This is a genomic window from Kineococcus xinjiangensis, assembly GCF_002934625.1.
GTDB lineage: Bacteria > Actinomycetota > Actinomycetes > Actinomycetales > Kineococcaceae > Kineococcus_A > Kineococcus_A xinjiangensis.
The window spans coordinates 1-19,607 of sequence record NZ_PTJD01000013.1; the positions used below are offsets into that span (position 1 = coordinate 1).

A 19,607-nucleotide genomic window follows, 5' to 3' on the forward strand; every position below is an offset into this window, starting at 1 on the left:
CCAGCGGGTGGGCAGCCGCAAAGAGAGCGTCACGCCGGGCACCTCGACACAGCCTGGCCGGGCCGTTGCCGTGCCACCAGTGAACAAGTAGCCGCAGAGGGCGCGATCATGAGCGGCTATTGACACTCGACCATGCCGATCTTCGGGCGCTCGGCAGGGGGGGTGGACAACAGGTGGTCGCGGGCTTCGAGGCGGCTGCTGGAGCTGAGGGCTGGTTGTATCCAGGTGTCGTCGGCCCGTGCCGAGGTCCGTGTGGCTGCGACCGGTGGGGTTGATCGTTTCGCAGGGGGTGGGGAGCCGTGGACGAGGTACACGCGGCGGTGGACGACGGGGAGATCGAGGAGTTGCGGCGGCTGCTGGCGGCCGGCGCGGACCCCAACCTCCACGATGGACCGGGCGGGGTGACGCTGCTGCAGAGCGCGGTGGACGTCGAGTCGGACGGGTCGGCGCAGTCCGGTGAACCCCTGACGGACACGATGACAGCGCTGCTGCTGGAACACGGCGCTGACCCGTTCCTGCCAGGCCAGGGCGGGGAGACCGCCTGGGACTGGGCCTTCAAGAGCACGCACCCCCTGGCCATCGCCCGGTTCGTGCAGTGGGCCGCCGACAAGCAGGTGCGGACGCCCCTGCCGCCGCTGCGCCTCCGGCCGGTCTCGGCGCTGAGGGTGGATGCGGCGCTGCCCCCGGCCGGGGACGGGGACCGGGCGCACCTCGCCGTGGAGGACGGAGACGTTCAAGCGCTGCGGGGACTGCTTGACGCCGGCGTCGACGCGAACGCCCGGCACAGCTGGTCAAGGGCGACGCTGCTGCAGCGCTCCGTGTTCTGCGAGAACTTCCTTCGGGACCGCAGGTCCGACCCGCTGGACGTCACGATCACGGCGCTGCTGCTGGAGCGTGGCGCCGATCCGATCCTGTCCGGGTGCCGTGGGGAGAGCGCGTGGGACTGGGCGCACAGCAGCATGCCCACGGGCGACCACCACCTGGCGATCGCCCTGTTCCGGCCGCGAGTGGTCCGAGGCGGCGGACGGGTGCCGCGGCCCAAGGCGTGGTGGGAGCCTGAGGGCTACCGGTGGGCTCCCCCGCTCATCGACATCGCAGGGCAGCGCAACCCGGAGACCCCGGTGACCGACACCTCCCTGACCGGCTGGGTCCAGCCCGGGGAGGTCCTCCGCCTGCTGCAGTGGCTGAGCCACTACACCGGCGACACCCGCGACTGGAGCCACGAGAAGGCCCTCACCCGCGCGGTGAAGATGAGGAACCCGTACGCCAGGTCCTCAGACTTCACCTACTCACTCCAGGGGTGGCCACCGCTGACCGTCCAGCTCGGCGTGCTGCCACACCACTCCAGCGTCGTGGTCACGGTCGACGGCGCCACGGAAGCGACCCTCAGATACCGGATAGCCGCGATCCTCGACGTCCTCGGCGGCACCCCACCCCGAGCACGGCGCACCTGACCCGACGCCCTGCAGGCAACATCCGGTCATGCCGCTGACGGTGAGCGATCATGGCCGCCGCCCGACGCGCGCGCCTGCCGATGGGTGAGCGCGGCTAGGTGTACTGACCACGCCTCTGGCTGCGCTCCTCGTCGTCATCGCCGTAGATGTCGAGCCACAGCTCTCCCGGTAGGCCGAGGAGACGAGTGAGGAATGCGCGGTCGAGCTCCACGGCGTGTTCGGTGGCGTGGGAGCCGACGTGGCAGAACCAGTTGGCCCAGTAGCCCTGCTCCACGAGCTCCCACAGCAGCGGGGCGACCGGCTCCAGCTGGTTCAGCACTCGGTGCAAGGCCTCAGCCAGTTCCACGCCGTCTTCTGGTGAGGTGGCGCTGCTCAGCCACCACCCTGACTGCTCGTAGAGGCGGTCCGGACGGCGGGTGCCGATCGGATGACCGACCTCCACCGCACCAGTGGGCGTGATGCCCAGTCGGTCGGTGACCGCGCGCGCTGAGCCGCCGGACTCCCCGACGAGGCGAAACGTGACCATGGTCCTCACGTCCTGCAGTCTGATGAGAAGCCGTCATGAAGGCAGCCATTCGCTGCATCAACGTCTGCAATTGCCGCTGATGGCGCGCGATCATCACCCGCCGGGCCGCCCTGCGGATGCAGGCCGGGACGGCGGTCTACCGACCGGCGGTGAGGCGCGACAGGATCGGGTCGCAGCTCGGCATCCAGGCGGGGGAGGCGACGTGCAACGCGTGACCGGTGTCGGTGGCGTCTTCTTCAAGGCTCGCGATCCCGAGGCGCTGGCGCAGTGGTACCGCGCCCACCTCGGCGTCGATCCTGCGCCCGAGTCCTACGAGGTGTCCTCGTGGTGGCAGGAGGCAGGTCCGACGGTCCTGGCTCCCATGGGTCGGGACTCCCAGCACTTCGGCGCGGGAGCACACTCCTGGTCGTTGAACTTCCGGGTCGCCGACCTCGATGCCATGGTCGAGCAGCTGCGGCGCGGCGGCGTCGTCGTCGAGGTCGACCCGGAGGTCTACCCCAACGGCCGCTTCGCCTCCTTGGAGGATCCCGAAGGCAACCGGTTGCAGCTGTGGCAGCCCGACGGAGCCGACCGGCGGGGATCTTCCTGAGCAACCGCAACCCGGATCGACGCACGCCTTCACCGCCGTGCGGGCGCGATCATGGCGGCCGCTGGACGTCCTCATCCGCCGAACCTCCACGCTCGGTCCCGGCCTACGGAGGCGCTCCGACCGCCCGCCGTCGCCGCTGCCCTCCTCCGCCAGGCCCGCCCAGGCCGACGAGAGGAGCCACCCGTGGCCCAGTTCAAGGTCTACGGCCGCGACGACGTCCTGCGGCCCCTGCGCACCGCCGTCTCCGACACGCTGCACTCCGCTGCCGTCGACGTGCTGGGCCTGCCGGCCACCAAGCGCTTCCACCGCTTCTTCCCGATGAGCGCGGAGGACTTCCCCACCCCCGAGAGGCGCAGCGAGCGGTACACGATCATCGAAGTGCTCATGTTCACCGGTCGCAGCACCGCCGCGAAGAAGGCGCTCTACCAGCGCCTGTTCCGCGACTTCGAGCAGGACCTGGACATCGCACCGACCGATCTGGAGATCACCGTCCTCGAGACGCCCCGCCATGACTGGGGCATCCGCGGGCAGGCCGGCGACGAGCTCACCGTGACCTACCGGGTGGACCGATGAGCACGATCGCGCCGAGAGGCGGGATCCACCGCTCGTGCCGGCCTGCGGGCGCGATCGTGACCGGCCGAGCGCACACCGCCGTAGCCGGTGAACGGCTGCTCCGAGCCGGTGACGACCTGGGCTCGTTCGCCGGCTCGCTCGACAGCCAGGGCGTCCGAGCGCCCGGCTCTGCCCCGCCGCGGAGGCAGGTGGCGGCGGGCTAGTGCCCCGGCCCGCCCGCGGTGGTGTGCAGGCCGAAGCGGCCGGCGAGGCGGAAGTGCTCCAGCAGGGCCCGGTGTCGCTCGGGGAGGTCGTGGACGTCGAGGCGGCCGGCGGCCGCGGTGGCGGCGCTGGAGGCGGCGACCATCGCGCCGACGCCCCTGCAGTCGAGGAAGGTGACCCCGGCCATGTCGAGGACGACGTAGGGGGTGCTCGCGAGGGTCTGCTGCAGGAAGCGGGCGAAGTCGCCCGCGGAGCCGGCGTCGAGGTCGCCGCGGACGGTGACGACCGTGGCGGGGCCCGCGGGCCGGGCGTGCAGGCGCAGCGTCGTGCGGGACGCCTTGTCGGAGGTCGGGCGGGACGTCGGGCGGAGAGCGGTGTGCGGGGAGGACATGCGGCACCTGTTCACGGCGGGAGCGGCCTGTCTCTGGACCGCGGCCGACGCTATGCCAGCCGGCACGCCCGACGCCAGCCCCGTCCTCGGCGCGGGGCGGCGCGGGCGGAGCGCGGCGCGCCGGGACGGTGTACGGCCGAACCTCGCGCGACTACGCTGAGTGAGCTTGGTGCTAGGGACCTCGTTCGGTGCTCAGGACCTCCAGGGGCTGGCATGGCGCACGGCGAAGCGGTGGAACGCTCCCTGCCGATGCCCGGCGCCCTCGCGGTGCCGTGGGTGCGGCGCCTCGCGTTCGTCCTCGCCTACGGCCTCGTCTGCTGGCTGGGGCGCGCCACCCGCATCGACGGCCAGTTCCTGTCCCTGGTCTGGCCCGCGGCCGGGGTGGGCTTCCTCTGGCTCGCGGCGTCGTGGGGCAGCCGCCGGGACCTCGTCGTCGACGGCGCGCTCCTGTGCGTGGTGAGCGCCGTGGTGAACGCCGTCACCGGTGTGGGCCCGTCCCTGTCCGCGGCCCTGGGCCTGGCGAACCTCACCGGCACCCTGATCGCGTGCTGGGCCTTCAGCGTCACGGCGGGTGAGCCGGGCTGGCCCATGTCACGCCCCCGGCACCTGTGGGCGCTGCTCTGCTCGGCGGTGGCGGGGGGCCTGGCCAGTGCCGTGGTGGGTGCTGTCGGCTCGGCGCTGCTCAGCGGCTCGACGGTGCGGTGGGCGGCGGTGGCGGTGTCCGTGTGGGCGTTCCGGCTGACGGTGAGCGTGCTCGTCGTCGCCGGTGCGGGCCTGTGCCTGCTCACCTCACCGCTGCGGCCGGGGAGGCTGCGCGGTGCGCGCCTGGGCGAGGCCCTCACCGTCGGGGTCATCCTCCTCCTGGGCTACGCGGAGGTCTTCGGGTCGACGATGCCCGTGCCGCTGTCCTACGGGCTGCTGCCGCTGAGCGTGTGGGTGGGGGCGCGGTTCGGGCCCGGGGCGACGGCGCTGCACGCGCTCACCGCGGGCGTCGCCGTCGTGGTGCTCACCCGCACCGGTCACGGCCCGTTCGCGGTGCTCTCGCCGCAGGCGCAGACGCTGGCCGCCCTGGGGTTCCTCGCCGTGGTCACCCTGGTCAGCCTGCCCCTGGCGCTGGGACGGCAGGAGCGGCAGCAGCTCACCGCCCGCCTCGAGGACGCCCGCCGGCGCGCGGTGGAGCAGGCGGAGCTGCTGGACGCGGTGATCAGGAGCACCGCGGACGGCCTGCTGGTGGTCGCTCCGGACGGGCGGGTGCTGCTGCGCAACCCGCGCGCGGAGGAGCTGACCGGCACCGCGTCCCCGGTGCTCGACCTGCGGCTGCCGCCCGCCCACTACGGGTGCTACCTGCCCGACGGCTCGCCGGTCCCCGAGGCCGAGCGGCCCCTCGGGCGGGCCCTGCACGGGGAGGAGGTCACCGACGTGGAGCTGCTGGTGCGCCGCCCGGGGGCGCCGGAGCGGATCCTCAGCGTCGACGCCCGGCCCCTGCCGGGCCCGCCGGGGGAGCGCGGCGCCGTGGCCGTCCTGCGGGACGTCACCTCCACCCGCCGGGCGGCGGAGGAGGTCGCCCGGGCCCGCGACCTGCTCGCCGGGGTGCTCGCCGCCGCCACGGACCAGGCCATCGTCGCCACCGACCCGCAGGGACGGGTCACCCTGTTCAACGAGGGCGCGCAGCGGATGCTCGGCTACGACGAGTCGCAGGTGCTGGGCGCCCAGCCGGCGCTGTGGCACGACGCGGCGGAGGTCGCGCACCGCGCCGGGGAGCTGGGCATCGAGCCCGGGCACGCCGTCTTCGTGCAGGAGGCGGTGCAGGGTCGGGCGGAGACGCGGGTGTGGACGTTCGTCGCGCGCGACGGCCGGCGCTTCCCGGCGCGCGAGACGGTCACGGCGATGCGCCACGACGACGGCGCGGTCCGCGGCTTCATCGCCGTCGCGATCGACGTCACGGAGCAGGTGCGCGCGCAGGAGGTCCTGGAGGCGAGCGAGCGCTGGTTCCGGCTCGCCTTCGAGACCGCTCCGGTGGGGATGGCCATGGCCTCCCTGTCGCCGGGGGTCACCGGGCGGATGTTCAGCGTCAACGAGGCCCTCTGCACCTTCATGGGCCGCGGCCACCACGATCTGCAGGGGCAGCACGTGGCCGACTTCGTGGACGCCGAGGACGAGGGGGCGCTCGTCGCGCTCCTGGGCCGGCTGGCAGCCGGGGAGGAGGTGGTGGCGCGGATCGAGTGCCGGTTCCGCCGGCCCGACGGCAGCGCCGTCTGGGGGGCGTGTGCCGCGTCGCTGGCTCCCGGTGCGGGGCGCGAGCCGCACCTGCTCCTGCTGGTCGAGGACGTCACCGCCCGCCGCGACGCCGAGGAGCGCCTGGCCCAGCTGGCGCTGCACGACGCCCTCACCGGACTGCCGAACCGGACGCTGCTGGCCGACCGTCTCGAGCACGCCCTCTCCGAGACGGGCCGCACGGGGTTGCGGGCGGGACTGATCTACCTCGACCTGGACGGGTTCAAGGAGGTCAACGACAGCGCCGGGCACGCCGCCGGCGACGAGCTGCTCGTGCAGGTCGCCGAGCGCCTGCGGCAGTGCGTGCGCCCGGGGGACACGGTGACCCGGCTCGGCGGTGACGAGTTCGCGGTGGTCTGCCCGTCCATCGGCGGCTCCCACGACCTGCACGCCGTCGCGGCCCGGGCCCTGGAGGTGGTGCGCCTGCCCTACGAGCTAGGGGCGGGGCGCTTCGGCATCAGCGCCAGCGTCGGCGCCACGGTCGCCGTCGCCCACGACACCGCCGAGCGGGTCCTGCAGGTGGCCGACGAGGCGATGTACGCCGCGAAGCGGGCGGGCAAGGACCGCATCGTCCTGCGCGACGCCGGGCTGCCGGGCCCGCGGGCGGGCGACTCGCGCCTGCTGGGGGAGCTGCGCGTGGGGCTGGCGGAGGGGCAGCTCGTCCTGCACGGGCAGCCGATCGTGGACCTGGAGGCGGGGCGCGTCGTGGGCGTGGAGACCCTGCTGCGCTGGCGGCACCCCGTCCGCGGGCTGCTGCCGCCCGTGGAGTTCCTGGACGCCGCCGGCTCCAGCTCCCTCATGGGGGAGTTGTGCCGTCGCGTCCTCGCCGAGGCGTGCCGGATGGGCGCCGCGTGGGGGGAGGTGCTGGGGGAGGCGGCGCCCCTGGTCCACGTCAACGTCTCCGGCCGGGAGCTGGAGTCGCGGACGTTCGCTGGGGACGTGCTCGACGCGCTGCGCCGCTACCGGATGCCGCCGGACCGCCTCGTGCTGGAGGTCACCGAGGGCCTGGTGCCGATCGTGCACGACGCGCTGGCGCAGGACCTGGGCGAGCTGCGCGCCGAGGGGGTCCGCCTCGCGGTGGACGACCTGGGCACCGGCTCGTCGAGCCTGTCCCGCCTGAGCGAGCTGCCGTTCGACGTGCTGAAGATCGACGCGCGGGTCGTGGCGTGCCTGGGGGAGTCGGCAAGCTGCGACGCGCTGGTGCGGGCGGTGGTGGGGCTGGGCCGGGCGCTGGGCCCGATGGTGGTGGCGGAGGGGGTGCAGACGCCGGTGCAGCTGGAGCGGCTGCGCGGTTACGGCTGCGACGGGGCGCAGGGGCACCTGCTCAGCCCGCCGCGGCCGGAGGCGGAACTGCTGGTCCTGCTGCGCGAGTGGCCGTCGACGCGGGCGCACGGGTGGCTGCGGGGTCCGATCGTCCTGCCGGCCGGGGAGCCGCTGGACGTGCGCGAGGACCGGTAGGGCCCGGGGCGCGGGCCCGGGGACGGGCGGGGGGTCCGGGCGGGGACGCTCGGCCGGGAACTCGCCGTGCGTCCCCGGCCGGACCTCCCCGCCCTCCTGCCCGTCAGGCCAGCGGCAGGTACACCGTGCCGCCCCGGCGGCTGAACTCGGCGGACTTCTCCGCCATGCCCTCCTCGATCGCCGCGGTGCTCGTCAGGCCGTTCTCCTGCGCGTACGCGCGCACGTCGGCGGAGATCCGCATCGAGCAGAACTTCGGTCCGCACATGGAGCAGAAGTGCGCCGTCTTGGCGGCCTCCGCCGGCAGCGTCTCGTCGTGGAACTCCCGCGCCGTGTCCGGGTCGAGGGACAGGGCGAACTGGTCGTTCCAGCGGAACTCGAAGCGGGCCCGGCTCAGCGCGTCGTCGCGCTCCTGCGCCCGCGGGTGGCCCTTGGCGAGGTCCGCGGAGTGGGCGGCGATCCGGTAGGTGATGACACCCGTCTTGACGTCGTCGCGGTTCGGCAGGCCGAGGTGCTCCTTGGGCGTGACGTAGCAGAGCATCGCCGTGCCGGCCTGGGCGATCATGGCCGCGCCGATGGCCGAGGTGATGTGGTCGTAGGCGGGGGCGATGTCCGTCGCGAGCGGGCCGAGGGTGTAGAACGGCGCCTCCTCGCAGAGCTCCTCCTCCAGCCGCACGTTCTCCGCGATCTTGTGCATGGGGACGTGGCCCGGGCCCTCGATCATCACCTGCACGCCGTGGGACTTGGCGACCTTCGTCAGCTCGCCGAGGGTGCGCAGCTCCGCGAACTGCGCCTCGTCGTTGGCGTCGGCGATGGACCCCGGGCGCAGGCCGTCCCCGAGCGAGAACGTGACGTCGTAGCGGCGCAGGATCTCGCAGAGCTCCTCGAAGTGCGTGTAGAGGAAGCTCTCCCGGTGGTGCGCCAGGCACCACGCCGCCATGATCGAGCCGCCGCGGGAGACGATCCCGGTGACGCGGTTCGCCGTCAGCGGGACGTACCGCAGCAGCACGCCCGCGTGGACGGTCATGTAGTCCACGCCCTGCTCGCACTGCTCGATCACCGTGTCCCGGTAGACCTCCCAGGTCAGCTTCGCCGGGTCGCCCTTGACCTTCTCCAGCGCCTCGTAGATCGGCACCGTGCCCACCGGGATGGGGGAGTTGCGCAGGATCCACTCCCGGGTGGTGTGGATGTTCCTGCCGGTGGAGAGGTCCATGAGGGTGTCGGCGCCCCAGCGCGCCGCCCACACCATCTTCTCGACCTCCTCGGCGATGGAGGAGGTCACCGCGGAGTTGCCGATGTTGGCGTTGACCTTCACCGCGAAGGCCTTGCCGATGATCATCGGCTCGATCTCGGGGTGGCGGTGGTTGGCCGGGATCACCGCCCGCCCGCGGGCGACCTCGTCCCGCACGAACTCCGGGGAGAACCCCTCCCGGGCGGCGACGAACGCCATCTCCGGCGTGACGATCCCCGCCCGCGCCCAGGCGAGCTGCGTGGCGGCCCCGCCCACCGGGGCGGGGCGCTGCCAGGTGTCGCGGGTGCGGGGCAGGCCCCCCTCCAGGTCGATGCGGGCGTCCGCGTCCGTGTACGGGCCCGAGGTGTCGTACAGGTCGAGGTGCTCACCGTTGCTCAGGTGGACCCGGCGCAGCGGCACCCGCATGCCGTCGTGGCCGGAGACCGGTTCGTAGCGCTTGCTGCTGCCGGCGATCGGGCCCGTGGTGACGGAGCCCGGTGCGGCCGAGGCGTTCCCCGCCGCCGTGCTGTCGGTGGTCGTGCTGTCGGTGGACGTGGTGGTGCTGTGTGCCGAAGGCGTCATCGCGCTCTTCTCCCTACGCCGGCATTACCCGGACAGGTTCGACGGTCGACGGCCCCAGCCGTCCTCTCAGCTCGCTCGGTGCGAGCTCCCGTGTGTGCAGTTCGCGCAGCACCGTAGCGCAGACCTTCGCGCCGACGGTCGCGGCCGGCCCGCTCAGAGGGCCTTGAGGATGTCCTCGACGCGCTCGCGGGCGTCGCCGAAGAGCATCCGGGTGTTCTCCCGGAAGAACAGCGGGTTCTGCACGCCCGCGTAGCCGGTGCTCATCGACCTCTTGAACACGACGACGGTCCTCGCCTCCCAGACCCGCAGCACCGGCATCCCGGCGATGGGGCTGCCGGGGTCCTCCGTGGCGGCGGGGTTCACCGTGTCGTTGGCGCCGATCACGAGCACCACGTCGGTGGCGGCCAGGTCGTCGTTGACCTCGTCCATCTCCAGCACGATGTCGTAGGGGACCTTCGCCTCGGCGAGCAGGACGTTCATGTGCCCCGGCAGGCGGCCGGCGACGGGGTGGATGCCGAAGCGCACCCGCACCCCGGCGTCGGCGAGCTTGCGCGTGAGTTCCGCGACCGGGCCCTGCGCGTGCGCCACCGCCATGCCGTAGCCGGGGGTGATGACGACCGACTCCGCCTCGCGCAGCATCGCCGCGACGTCCTCGGCGCCGGTCTCGGTGTGCTGGCCCTCCACCGCCGCGGCGGCGGTGGAGCCCTCGTTGCCGAAGCCGCCGGCGATGACCGACAGGAACGAGCGGTTCATCGCCCGGCACATGATGTAGGAGAGGTAGGCGCCCGAGGAACCGACCAGCGCGCCGGTGATGATGAGCAGGTCGTTGTCCAGCAGGAAGCCCGACGCCGCCGCGGCCCACCCCGAGTAGCTGTTGAGCATCGAGACGACCACCGGCATGTCGCCGCCGCCGATGGAGGCGACGAGGTGCCAGCCCAGGAGGAGCGCGAGCGCGGTGACGGCGCCCAGGACGGGCAGGCTCGGCGAGACGACGAAGACGGCGGTGAGCACGGCGAAGGCGACGAGCGCGGCGAGGTTGAGCAGGTTCCGCCCGGGCAGCATCAGCGGGTTGGACCGCATCCGCGCGGAGAGCTTCAGGAAGGCCACGACCGAGCCGGTGAAGGTGACCGCGCCGATGAAGACACCGATGGCCACCTCCGCGGAGTGGATGCCCACCGGCAGGTCGAGCGCCTCGGCCCGTCCCGGCGCGGCTCCCTCCACCGACAGGTAGCCGTTCCAGCCGACGAGCACGGCGGCCAGGCCGACGAAGCTGTGCAGGAGGGCGATGAGTTCGGGCATGCCGGTCATCTCGACCCGCTGCGCCCGCTGGAGCCCGACGACGGCTCCCACCGCCATGGCGGCGGCGGCGAGGAGGAGCACGGTGGGGGAAGCCTCGCGCACGGCGAGGGCACCCGTGGTGAGCAGCGCCAGCGCCATCCCGGCGATGCCGTAGCGGTTCCCGGCCCCGGCGGTCTCGTGGCGCGACAGGCCGGCGAGGCTGCGCACGAACAGCAGGCTGGCGACGAGGTAGGCGGCGGCCGCCGCGGTGGCGGCGCTCACCGGGCGTTCCGCTCGGGCCGGGCCGTGGCCGGTGGCCGGGGGGTGGCGGGTGGCCCGGTGGTGGTGAACATGGCGAGCATGCGCCGGGTGACGGCGAAACCGCCGAAGACGTTGATGCTGGCGAGCAGCACCGCGACGAGGGCCAGTGCGGTCGCCGCCGCGCTGCCGTGGCCGAGTTGCAGCAGGGCGCCGACGACGATGATCCCGGAGATGGCGTTGGTGACGCTCATCAGCGGGGTGTGCAGGGCGTGGTGCACGTGCCCGATGACGTAGAACCCGACCACCACGGCCAGGGCGAAGACGGTGAGGTTCCCGGCGAGCTGAGCGGGGGAGAGCGCGGTCAGGGTGAACAGCGCCGCCGCGCCGAGGACGGCGAACGCCTGACGCCGGGCCGGTGCCGGTTCCGGCGGCGGCGGTGGAGCCGGCGCGGGAACCGCCGCAGCGGGCGCCGGGGCGGCGGAGACCTGCACCGGAGGGGGCGGCCACAGCACCCGCCCGTCGCGGACCACCGTCATCGCCCGCTGCACGACGTCGTCGAGGTCGAGCACGAGCCGCCCGTCCTTGCCCGGGGTGAGCAGCTTGAGCAGGTTGACCAGGTTGGTGCCGTACAGCTGCGACGCCTGGGCGGGCAGCCGGCCCGGCAGGTCGGTGTAGCCGATGATCGTGACGCCGTTCGGGGTGACGACGAGCTCGTCGGGCACGGATCCCGCGACGTTGCCGCCCTGTGCGGCGGCCATGTCGACGACCACGCTGCCGGGCCGCATCCCGGCCACCATCTCCGCGGTGATGAGCCGGGGCGCCGGGCGACCGGGGATGAGGGCGGTGGTGACGATGATGTCGACGTCGCGGGCCTGCTCGGCGTACATCGCGGCGGCCCTGCGGTTGTAGTCCTCGGACATCTCCCGCGCGTAGCCGTCGGTGCTGAGCTGCTGTTCCGCGGCGGGGACGGCGACGTACTCCCCGCCCACGGAGCGCACCTGCTCGGCGACCTCGGGGCGCACGTCGGTGGCCCGCACGATCGCGCCGAGGCTGCTGGCGGTGCCGATGGCGGCCAGCCCGGCGACCCCCGCCCCGCAGACCAGCACCTTGGCCGGGGGCACCTTCCCGGCGGCGGTGACCTGCCCGGTGAAGAAGCGGCCGAACGTGTGGGCGGCCTCGATGACGGCGCGGTAGCCGGCGATGTTCGCCATCGAGCTGAGCACGTCCAGCGACTGGGCGCGGGAGATGCGCGGGACGGCGTCGACCGCCAGTGCGGTGATCGGCCGGGTGGCGAGCTCCTCGACGAGCTGCGGGTCGAAGGCGGGAGCCAGGGTGGCGATCAGCACCGCGCCCTCGCGCAGCATCCCGATCTCGGCGGGGGAGGGCTTGCCCACGTGCAGCACGACGTCGGCGCCCCAGGCGTCGGCCGCGGAGCCGATCCGGGCACCGGCGGCGGCGTAGGCGTCGTCCGGCGCGCTGGAGCGGACGCCCGCGCCCGCCTCGACGAGCACCTCGTAGCCCAGGCCGGTCAGCTGCCGCGTCGTGGCCGGCGTGGCGGCCACCCTCGTCTCCCTGGGACCCGATTCCCGAGGCACTCCGATGAGCACGTCCGCTCCCTTCCGCGGACCCCGTCGTCCGCGTCGCCACCGGGCGGGACGCGCAGGCCCGCGGCCCGCCCGCCGTTGCCGGTCGCGCCACGGTAGCCCTCCGGCCCGTCGCCGCGCCCGCGGAGCGCCGGGACCGGATCCCTCAGCGCGGGTCGGGTTTCCGCAGCGCCTCCCGCAGCGCCTCCCGCAGGGCCGCCACGAGCGCCGCGGGGTTCTCCTCGGCGACGTGGTGGCCGCTGTCGATCTCGTGGCCGTCCACGTCGTCGGCCCAGGAGCGCCACACCCGGCGGGGGTCGCCGTACAGCTCGGCCATGTCGTCGCGGCTCGACCACAGCACCAGCACGGGGCAGCGGACGCGGCGCCCGGCCGCGCGGTCGGCGTCGTCGGCGGCCCGGTCGACGCCGAGGCCCGCGCGGTAGTCCTCGCACATGGCGTGCACGGTCGCCGGGTCGGAGACGGCCTCGACGAGGTCGGCGTGGTTGCGCGCCCCCATCAGCTCCACGTCCGGCCGGTACCACCCGAGCGGGTCGGCGCTGATGAGGCGCTCGGCGGGTTTCTCCGTCTGCCCGAGGAAGAACCAGTGCCACCACAGGCGCGCGAACCTCGCGTCGGCGCGTGCCAGGGCCTCGCCGATGGGCACGGAGTCGACGACGGTGAGGTGGCGCACCGCCTCGGGGGAGTCCACCGCGAGGCGGTGCGCGACGTAGCTGCCGCGGTCGTGACCCACCACGGCGAACCGCTCGTGGCCGCGGGAGCGCATCAGCGCCAGCACGTCGGCGGCCATGGCGCGCTTGGAGTACGGCGCGTGGTCGGCGGCCGTGGTGGGTTTCGAGGACTGCCCGTACCCGCGCAGGTCGGGGCAGACGACGGTGAACTCCCGCGCCAGCTCCGGTGCCACCCGGTGCCACGTGGTGTGGGTGCGGGGGTGCCCGTGCAGGAGGACGACGGCAGGCCCGCTGCCGCCGGTGCGGACCCGCAGCCGCACCCCGCCGCCCACGTCGAGGTGCTCGAGGGAGAAACCGGGGAAGAACTCCACCATGCCGGCATGCTGCCAGGCCGGACGGTGCCGGGGCAGGGGGCCGGGGTCCGCGGCGGGGAGCTGTTCGTCATCGTCGAACAGCTCCGGTTGTCGCCACCGGATGCGCTGCCTAGCGTGCGGTTCTGCGGACCCGTTCCGCCCGCTTCCCGCCGACGACGCCCCGGAAGGTGGACCAGTGCGCACGACGACTCCCCGTCCTCCCCGACCCCTCGCCCGCGGACTCGCCGCGCTGGCACTCACCGCGGGGACCCTGATGACCGGTGCGGTCCCCGCGGGCGGGGCCGTGGTCGACGTCTCCCCGCCCGGGGCGAACGACTGGAGCTGCAGGCCGAGCGCGGAGCGCCCCCACCCGGTCGTCCTCGTGCACGGGACGTTCGAGGACATGGCGAAGAACTGGTCGACCCTGGCCCCGTACCTGAAGCGCGCCGGGTACTGCGTCTTCGCCCTGAACTACGGCGACAACGCCACCGGTCCGGTCGCGGACTCCGCACGGGAGCTGGCGCCCTTCGTCGACGCCGTCCTCGCCGCGACGGGCGCGCGGAAGGTCGACGTCGTGGGGCACAGCCAGGGCGGCATGATGCCCCGCTACTACATCGGCTTCCTCGGCGGCGCCCACGAGGTCGACGACCTGGTCGGCATCGCGCCGTCCAACCACGGCACCGAGGGCCTCCTCGTCCCCGCCCCCGAGGGCGTGTCGACGTCCCCGCCCGCGCCGGCCGGAGCGCTGTGCCAGGCGTGCGCCGACCAGCAGGCCGGCTCGCCGTTCCTCGCGGAGCTCAACGCCCGCGGGGACACCGTCGCCGGACCCGACTACACGGTCATCGCCACCCGCTACGACGAGGTCGTCACCCCCTACCGCAGCCAGTTCCTGGACGGACCGGCGAAGGACGTCACCAACATCACCATCCAGGACGTCTGCCCCGCCGACCCGATCGAGCACGACCAGACGCCGAACGACCCGGTGGTGCACCAGCTCGTCCTCGACGCCCTGGAGCGGCCCGGGCCGGGCGATCCGGCGTTCCGGCCCCAGTGCCTGCCCCTGCCGTAGCGGGCGCGCCGCGGCTCACACCACGAAGATGCAGAACGGGTGCCCCGCGGGGTCGGCGTACACCCGCAGCGGTTCCTCCTCGTCGTCACTGCGGTCGAGCAGCAGCCGCGCGCCGAGAGCGGTGGCGCGCCGGTGGAACTCCCGCGGGCGCTCGTCAGCCCGTGCCGGTCGCTGCGCCCGCGCCGGTGTCGTCGTCGCGGGGCGCGGGGCGCTGGGCCGTGCGCGGCACCGGCATGGACTGGGGCGGGCGCGGGCGCAGACCCCGCAGCCGCCGGCGCAGGGCGGCCTCCTCGCGCTCCCGCAGGAGCTGCGCGCGGCGCAGGGCACGCAGCAGGCTGGATCTGGCCGGGGCGGGGCTCTCCTCGGACATCGTCGTTCTGGGGTCCCTCTCCGTGCAGTGGTGCGATCCGGCCGCGGTCGGTCTCAGTGGCGCGTGGAGCTGTCGTCTGGAGCGTCCGCACGGAACGTGAGGGCACCGGCGCTGATGACGGCGACCCCCGCGAACAGCGCGGCGTTGCGCCAGCCGTCGAGGAGGAGACATACCACGACGGCGGCCGCGGCGAGCACGGCGAGGGTGAGCAGGGCCCGCGTCAAGGGTGAGTGCACCCTCAGCACCCTGTCCATCGGGTGCCGCCCCCGCGCGGTGGAGTGCGCCGATCGGGTGACGAGCTGGGCGGGGGGTTGCGGTCCGGGCACTGCGTGTCGCCGGAGGCCGCCGCTGCGCCGCTCACTCGCCCGGCGGCCGCCGCTGGCTGGTGATGGACGTGACCATCTGGACGGCGATGTCGCGGAGCTTGACGTTGCGGTTCTGCGAGACGGTGCGGAGGATCGCGAAGGCCTCGTCGGGGCCGCAGCGGTTCTGGCCCATGATCACTCCGATGGCCTGGTCGATGACCGCACGGGACTTCATGGCCTGGCTCAGCTGCTCGGCGAGGTCCGCGTGGCTGGCCATGCGCGCGGCCAGGGCGATCGCCGTCTTCACCTGCTCCGCGAAGGCCTCCACCTCCCGCTGCTCCTCCGGCCCGAACGCCCGTGGGGCGGAGGCGTAGACGTTGAACGCCCCGCGGGTCTGGTGCTGCTGGAACGGCACCGACAGCGACGACAGGACCCCCTCGCTGATGGCGGACTCCGCGTACTCGGGCCAGCGGCCGTCGCCGCGCAGATCCTCGACCAGCACATGCTCCTGGGTGCGCAGCGAGTGCAGGCACGGGCCGTCGCCGAGGGAGTACTGGGCCTCGTCGATGCGCAGGGTGCGCTCGTCACTGCTGGCGATGGTGATCGACCGGCCGTCGCGCTCGACCGTCACACCGCAGGACACGCCGGCCGGCATGTCCCGGACGGCCATCCGCGCCACGTTCCCGAGGAACGCGGTGAGGTCGTCGCTGTGCAGGAGCAGTTCCTGCAGAACCGCTGCGTCCAAGAGGGCCCCGTCACTCGACTCCCCGGGCGCGCTCGAGCTGTCCGACACGTGCGCCGCCCGATCCGGAGGGCCGTCGCCCTCCTGGTTGCGGGAGCTCCGCGCACGGTCCGCACAGGCTCGTCGTCAGTCTACCGGCGGCGGCCGGGTTGTCCTGCGCTCACTGCCCACGTACGGTGCGAGCGGGTCCGGAGCGAGGCCCGTCGATGACGGCTGCTCCGAGGTGCCATGGATCTCCAGTTGACGACGCGCGAGCGCGGTGACGCGGTCGTGGTCGAACTGGTCGGCGAGCTCGACCTGGAGGCGCTGCCGCCCCTGCGGAGCCACCTCCTGCCCCTGGCCGACGACGGTGCCCGGCTGGTCCTCGACCTCTCCGGTGTGCGGTTCCTCGACTGCTCCACGCTGGGGGCCCTGGTCGGCCTCTGCGAACGCGCCCGGGAGCGCGGGGGGCGGGTGCGCGTCGTCGGGCTGCGGCCGCGGCAGCGCGCCGTCGTCCGGTTCTTCGGCCTCGAGGAGGTCTTCGGGGTCGCGGGCACCGTGGCGGAGGCCCTGCAGGGGGAGTTCGACCCGGCCTGAGCCGGCTCAGGCCCGCGGGCCGAGGCGCAGGTCCGCCAGTGGCAGCCGGCCGTGCAGGAGGTCCCGCGCGACCCCGTCGACGTCCCGCTCCGTCGCGTAGGCGTGCGCGCGCAGGAGCGCGAGGGCGTCCGGGGCGCCCAGCCCGAGCCGCACGTTGAGCACGCCCATCGCCTGCCACACCTGGCCGCGCCGGCGCGCGCCGGGGCTGCCCAGCCACGACGGGCCCTCGGGGTCGTCTGCGGCCCCCGGGCTCGCGGTGAGCACCCGCACGATCGACGTCACCACCGTGCCGGCGGCCGCCAGGTCGAGCCGGCCGAGGTCGCCGGGGTCGCCGTAGTACACGTCGAGCGCCCCGAAGCCGACACGGCCGGCCCGCAGCGGCAGGGACGCGACGGCCCTGACGCCGGCGCCCTGCACCACCTGCTCGTACAGGGCGGGCCAGCGCTGGGCGATGACGTCGTCGGTGGCCAGCACCGTGCTCCCCGTCGCGTGGGCGTGCAGGCAGGGGCCCTCCCCGACGGTGAACTGGGAGCGCTCCGCCGCCGCCGCGCGCTCGTCGCTGGCGCCCACGGGGACCCGCAGGCCCGGCCCGTCCATGACGCTGAGGCCCGCGCCGTCGACGCCGAGGACCTGCACGCAGGCGCGGGCGAGCCGGACGGGGAGCAGGTCGCCCGCCGCGAGCAGCGGGTCGTCGATGCCCGTCCACGCGTCGGTGAACCGCGCGGCGATGCTCACGGGGCCCGGCCCTCGGGGGACTTCTCGGCGGGCCGGGTTCGGGCGGTGCGGGCTCGGCTCGGCATGGGCGTCGCGTCTCCCTGCAGTGCAGTGCTTTCCGTTCCGTGCCGAACGGTCTGCCACCAGGCTAGACCGGCCCTCCGCGCACCGCCGGTCGTGGACGGCTGGTGAGGGGCGGCCGGACCGGTGGGGACGCCCTCCCGGACGCCCCCACCGGGGGACGCTCAGATGCCGATGCCGCCCACCACGCTGACCTCCTCGCTGCTGAACTCCCCCGTCAGCAGCGGCATCGCCCGGCTGATGGCGTCGCGCACCGACGGCAGCTGGAGGGAGTCCTCGTGCGCCTGCTTGTTCTCCCACACCTCGCTGATCCAGATGGCGTCCTCGTCCGTCGTGGAGAGGCCGACCACGTAGGAGCGGCAGCCGACGGCGCTCAGCTCGCCGACGCCCTCCAGCAGGATCGCCACCACCTCGGCGCGGGCACCGGGCTTCGTGCGCATGGACCCCAGCAGGCCGTAGGGCATCGAGCTGTCCTCCTCCTCGGCGCCGGCCACGGGCGCGTCCTGGTCTGCGGTGGCGGGCGCGTCCTGCCCCGGTTCCTGCGCGGGCTCGCCCGCCGGCGCCGGCGCCGGGGCCGACCCCGAGCCCAGGGGGATGGTGGTCGAGGAGCCGCCCGAGCCCCCGCCGGAGAGCACCCCGTCCACCAGGGCCTGCGCCTCCTCCTGCACCTGGCGCAGGTGCTGCCCGCCCTTGAAGGACTCGGCGTAGATCTTGTACACGTCCTCCGTGCCGGACGGGCGCGCCGCGAACCAGGCGTTCTCGGTCACGACCTTCAGCCCGCCGAGCTTCGCGCCGTTGCCGGGCGCCTCGGTCAGCTTCGCGACGATGGCCTCGCCCGCCAGGGAGGTCGCCGTGACCTGGTCCGCCGACAGCTTCGACAGCGCCGCCTTCTGCTCCCGGCTCGCCGGTGCGTCGCTGCGCACGTACAGCGGGTCCCCGAAGCGGTCCGTCAGCTCCTTGTACAGCTCGCTGGGCGTGCGCTCCGTGCGCGCCAGGATCTCCGAGGCGAGCAGCGCCAGGAGGATGCCGTCCTTGTCGGTCGTCCACACCGTGCCGTCCTTGCGCAGGAACGACGCCCCCGCGCTCTCCTCCCCGCCGAAGCCGACCGAGGAGTCCAGCAACCCGGGCACGAACCACTTGAACCCGACGGGGACCTCCAGCAGCCGCCGGCCCAGGCTGGAGACGACGCGGTCGATGAGGGAGGACGACACGAGCGTCTTGCCGACCGCCGCGTCCGCCGGCCAGCCCTCGCGGGAGGAGAACAGGTACTGGATGGCGACGGCCAGGAAGTGGTTCGGGTTCAGCAGCCCCCAGTCGGGGGTCACGATGCCGTGCCGGTCGGCGTCGGCGTCGTTGCCCGTGGAGATCTGGAACTCCGTGCGGCGGTCGATGAGGGAGTGCATCGCGTTCGGCGAGGAGCAGTCCATGCGGATCTTGCCGTCGCCGTCCAGCGTCATGAACCGCCACGTCGGGTCCACCAGCGGGTTCACGACCGTGAGGTCGATGCCGTGCCGCTCGGCGATGGCGCCCCAGTAGTCCACGCTCGCGCCGCCCATGGGGTCCGCGCCGATCCGGATGCCGGAGGAGCGGATGACGTCGAGGTCGAGGGCGGAGGGCAGGTCGTCGACGTAGGTGCTGAGGAAGTCGTAGGACTGCGCCGCCCGGCGCGCGCGGGGGAACGGGATGCGCCGCACACCGTCGAGGCCCGCGGCCAGCAGCTCGTTGGCGCGGTCGGCGATCCAGCTCGTCGCGTCGGTGTCGGCGGGGCCGCCGCTGGGCGGGTTGTACTTGAAGCCACCGTCGCCGGGCGGGTTGTGGGAGGGCGTCACGACGATGCCGTCGGCGAGGCCGGAGCCGCTGGAGCGCACCCGGCCGGCGCCGTCGCGGTTGGCGCGCAGGATGGCGTGGGAGATCGCGGGAGTGGGCGTGTAGCGGTCCGTGGAGTCCACGAGGACGGTGACGTCGTTGGCGGCCAGCACCTCCAGGGCCGACGTCCACGCCGGCTCCGACAGCGCGTGGGTGTCGCGGCCGAGGAACAGCGGCCCGTCGACGCCCTGTTCCCGCCGGTACTCCACGATCGCCTGGGTGGTGGCGAGGATGTGCGCCTCGTTGAACGCCCCGTCGAGGCTGGACCCGCGATGCCCCGACGTGCCGAAGGTGACGCGCTGGGCGACGTCCTCCGGGTCGGGCGTGACGCTGTAGTAGCGGGTGACCACGTGGGCCACGTCGATCAGGTCGCTCGCCTCGGCGAACTTGCCGGCGCGGGGGTGCGTCATCGGGTCCTCTTCCGGGTGGCGGTGGCTCCTGGTG

The 19,607-nt window shown here is 74.0% G+C and carries 17 protein-coding genes and 2 pseudogenes; 6 read left to right on the forward strand and 13 right to left on the reverse strand.

Annotated elements, in window-relative coordinates; all coding sequences use genetic code 11:
- Nucleotides 1-299: 299 nt before the first annotated feature.
- On the forward strand, nucleotides 300-1,454 hold the full coding sequence (locus CLV92_RS16085) for an ankyrin repeat domain-containing protein (protein ID WP_104434385.1): 1,155 nt from the start codon (nucleotides 300-302) through the stop codon (nucleotides 1,452-1,454).
- 94 nt (nucleotides 1,455-1,548) lie between these two features.
- Here the strand turns inward: CLV92_RS16085 and CLV92_RS16090 are convergent, their stop codons facing one another.
- Complete coding sequence (locus CLV92_RS16090) at nucleotides 1,549-1,980, reverse strand: DUF4279 domain-containing protein (RefSeq protein ID WP_245886905.1); 432 nt, start codon at nucleotides 1,978-1,980, stop codon at nucleotides 1,549-1,551.
- A 202-nt stretch (nucleotides 1,981-2,182) separates the two neighbouring features.
- Here CLV92_RS16090 and CLV92_RS16095 point away from each other — a divergent pair, with 202 nt between their 5' ends.
- Nucleotides 2,183-2,569: a VOC family protein gene (locus CLV92_RS16095; protein WP_104434387.1), complete on the forward strand. Its 387-nt coding sequence runs from the start codon at nucleotides 2,183-2,185 to the stop codon at nucleotides 2,567-2,569.
- Nucleotides 2,570-2,752: 183 nt separating this feature from the next.
- Nucleotides 2,753-3,142 (forward strand): tautomerase family protein, encoded by a 390-nt coding sequence (locus tag CLV92_RS16100; RefSeq protein ID WP_104434388.1) that lies wholly within the window; start codon nucleotides 2,753-2,755, stop codon nucleotides 3,140-3,142.
- A 199-nt stretch (nucleotides 3,143-3,341) separates the two neighbouring features.
- On the opposite strand, the gene CLV92_RS16105 is transcribed toward CLV92_RS16100, so the two are convergent.
- Nucleotides 3,342-3,734: an STAS domain-containing protein gene (locus tag CLV92_RS16105; RefSeq protein WP_104434389.1), complete on the reverse strand. Its 393-nt coding sequence runs from the start codon at nucleotides 3,732-3,734 to the stop codon at nucleotides 3,342-3,344.
- Between the two features lie 213 nt (nucleotides 3,735-3,947).
- Between CLV92_RS16105 and CLV92_RS16110 the strand changes: the two genes are divergently transcribed.
- A complete protein-coding gene (locus CLV92_RS16110; RefSeq protein ID WP_104434390.1) occupies nucleotides 3,948-7,466 on the forward strand; it encodes a bifunctional diguanylate cyclase/phosphodiesterase in 3,519 nt (1,172 codons plus the stop codon).
- 103 nt (nucleotides 7,467-7,569) lie between these two features.
- Here CLV92_RS16110 and thiC read toward each other — a convergent pair whose 3' ends face one another.
- From thiC to CLV92_RS16130, 4 genes are all read right to left on the reverse strand, one after another.
- Nucleotides 7,570-9,276, reverse strand: coding sequence for a phosphomethylpyrimidine synthase ThiC (thiC, locus tag CLV92_RS16115; RefSeq protein ID WP_104434391.1), 1,707 nt, complete (start codon nucleotides 9,274-9,276; stop codon nucleotides 7,570-7,572).
- A gap of 153 nt (nucleotides 9,277-9,429) precedes the next feature.
- The gene (pntB, locus tag CLV92_RS16120; protein WP_104434392.1) at nucleotides 9,430-10,836 is read right to left on the reverse strand and encodes a Re/Si-specific NAD(P)(+) transhydrogenase subunit beta; all 1,407 of its coding nucleotides are present in this window, start codon (nucleotides 10,834-10,836) and stop codon (nucleotides 9,430-9,432) included.
- The gene (locus CLV92_RS16125) at nucleotides 10,833-12,422 is read right to left on the reverse strand and encodes a Re/Si-specific NAD(P)(+) transhydrogenase subunit alpha (protein ID WP_104434393.1); all 1,590 of its coding nucleotides are present in this window, start codon (nucleotides 12,420-12,422) and stop codon (nucleotides 10,833-10,835) included. The genes pntB and CLV92_RS16125 overlap by 4 nt, the downstream gene beginning before the upstream one ends.
- A 142-nt stretch (nucleotides 12,423-12,564) precedes the next feature.
- Complete coding sequence (locus tag CLV92_RS16130) at nucleotides 12,565-13,461, reverse strand: alpha/beta fold hydrolase (RefSeq protein WP_104434394.1); 897 nt, start codon at nucleotides 13,459-13,461, stop codon at nucleotides 12,565-12,567.
- Between the two features lie 253 nt (nucleotides 13,462-13,714).
- Between CLV92_RS16130 and CLV92_RS16135 the strand changes: the two genes are divergently transcribed.
- Complete coding sequence (locus CLV92_RS16135) at nucleotides 13,715-14,509, forward strand: lipase family alpha/beta hydrolase (RefSeq protein WP_342762353.1); 795 nt, start codon at nucleotides 13,715-13,717, stop codon at nucleotides 14,507-14,509.
- Between the two features lie 15 nt (nucleotides 14,510-14,524).
- Here CLV92_RS16135 and CLV92_RS22525 read toward each other — a convergent pair.
- From CLV92_RS22525 to CLV92_RS16150, 4 genes and pseudogenes are all read right to left on the reverse strand, one after another.
- Nucleotides 14,525-14,650, reverse strand: a pseudogene (locus CLV92_RS22525) (VOC family protein); the annotation flags it as partial.
- 13 nt (nucleotides 14,651-14,663) lie between these two features.
- Nucleotides 14,664-14,879, reverse strand: a complete 216-nt coding sequence (locus tag CLV92_RS22530; RefSeq protein ID WP_170112772.1) for a hypothetical protein — start codon at nucleotides 14,877-14,879, stop codon at nucleotides 14,664-14,666.
- 53 nt (nucleotides 14,880-14,932) lie between these two features.
- Nucleotides 14,933-15,115 carry a hypothetical protein gene (locus CLV92_RS16145; RefSeq protein ID WP_146099590.1) on the reverse strand — a complete coding sequence of 61 codons (183 nt, stop codon included), beginning with the start codon at nucleotides 15,113-15,115 and terminating at the stop codon, nucleotides 14,933-14,935.
- A gap of 121 nt (nucleotides 15,116-15,236) precedes the next feature.
- Entirely contained in the window at nucleotides 15,237-15,929 is a 693-nt protein-coding gene (locus CLV92_RS16150) for a GAF and ANTAR domain-containing protein (protein ID WP_146099591.1), read from the reverse strand.
- A gap of 225 nt (nucleotides 15,930-16,154) precedes the next feature.
- On the opposite strand from CLV92_RS16150, the gene CLV92_RS16155 reads away from it, so the two are divergent.
- The gene (locus CLV92_RS16155) at nucleotides 16,155-16,502 is read left to right on the forward strand and encodes an STAS domain-containing protein (protein WP_104434398.1); all 348 of its coding nucleotides are present in this window, start codon (nucleotides 16,155-16,157) and stop codon (nucleotides 16,500-16,502) included.
- Nucleotides 16,503-16,508: 6 nt separating this feature from the next.
- On the opposite strand, the gene CLV92_RS16160 is transcribed toward CLV92_RS16155, so the two are convergent.
- From CLV92_RS16160 to pgm, 3 genes and pseudogenes are all read right to left on the reverse strand, one after another.
- A complete protein-coding gene (locus CLV92_RS16160; RefSeq protein ID WP_104434399.1) occupies nucleotides 16,509-17,237 on the reverse strand; it encodes an ANTAR domain-containing protein in 729 nt (242 codons plus the stop codon).
- A 224-nt stretch (nucleotides 17,238-17,461) separates the two neighbouring features.
- Complete coding sequence (locus CLV92_RS23100) at nucleotides 17,462-17,761, reverse strand: antibiotic biosynthesis monooxygenase (protein WP_170112775.1); 300 nt, start codon at nucleotides 17,759-17,761, stop codon at nucleotides 17,462-17,464.
- A 162-nt stretch (nucleotides 17,762-17,923) separates the two neighbouring features.
- Nucleotides 17,924-19,573 (reverse strand): annotated as a pseudogene (pgm, locus tag CLV92_RS16165) (phosphoglucomutase (alpha-D-glucose-1,6-bisphosphate-dependent)); the annotation flags it as partial.
- Nucleotides 19,574-19,607: the final 34 nt, after the last annotated feature.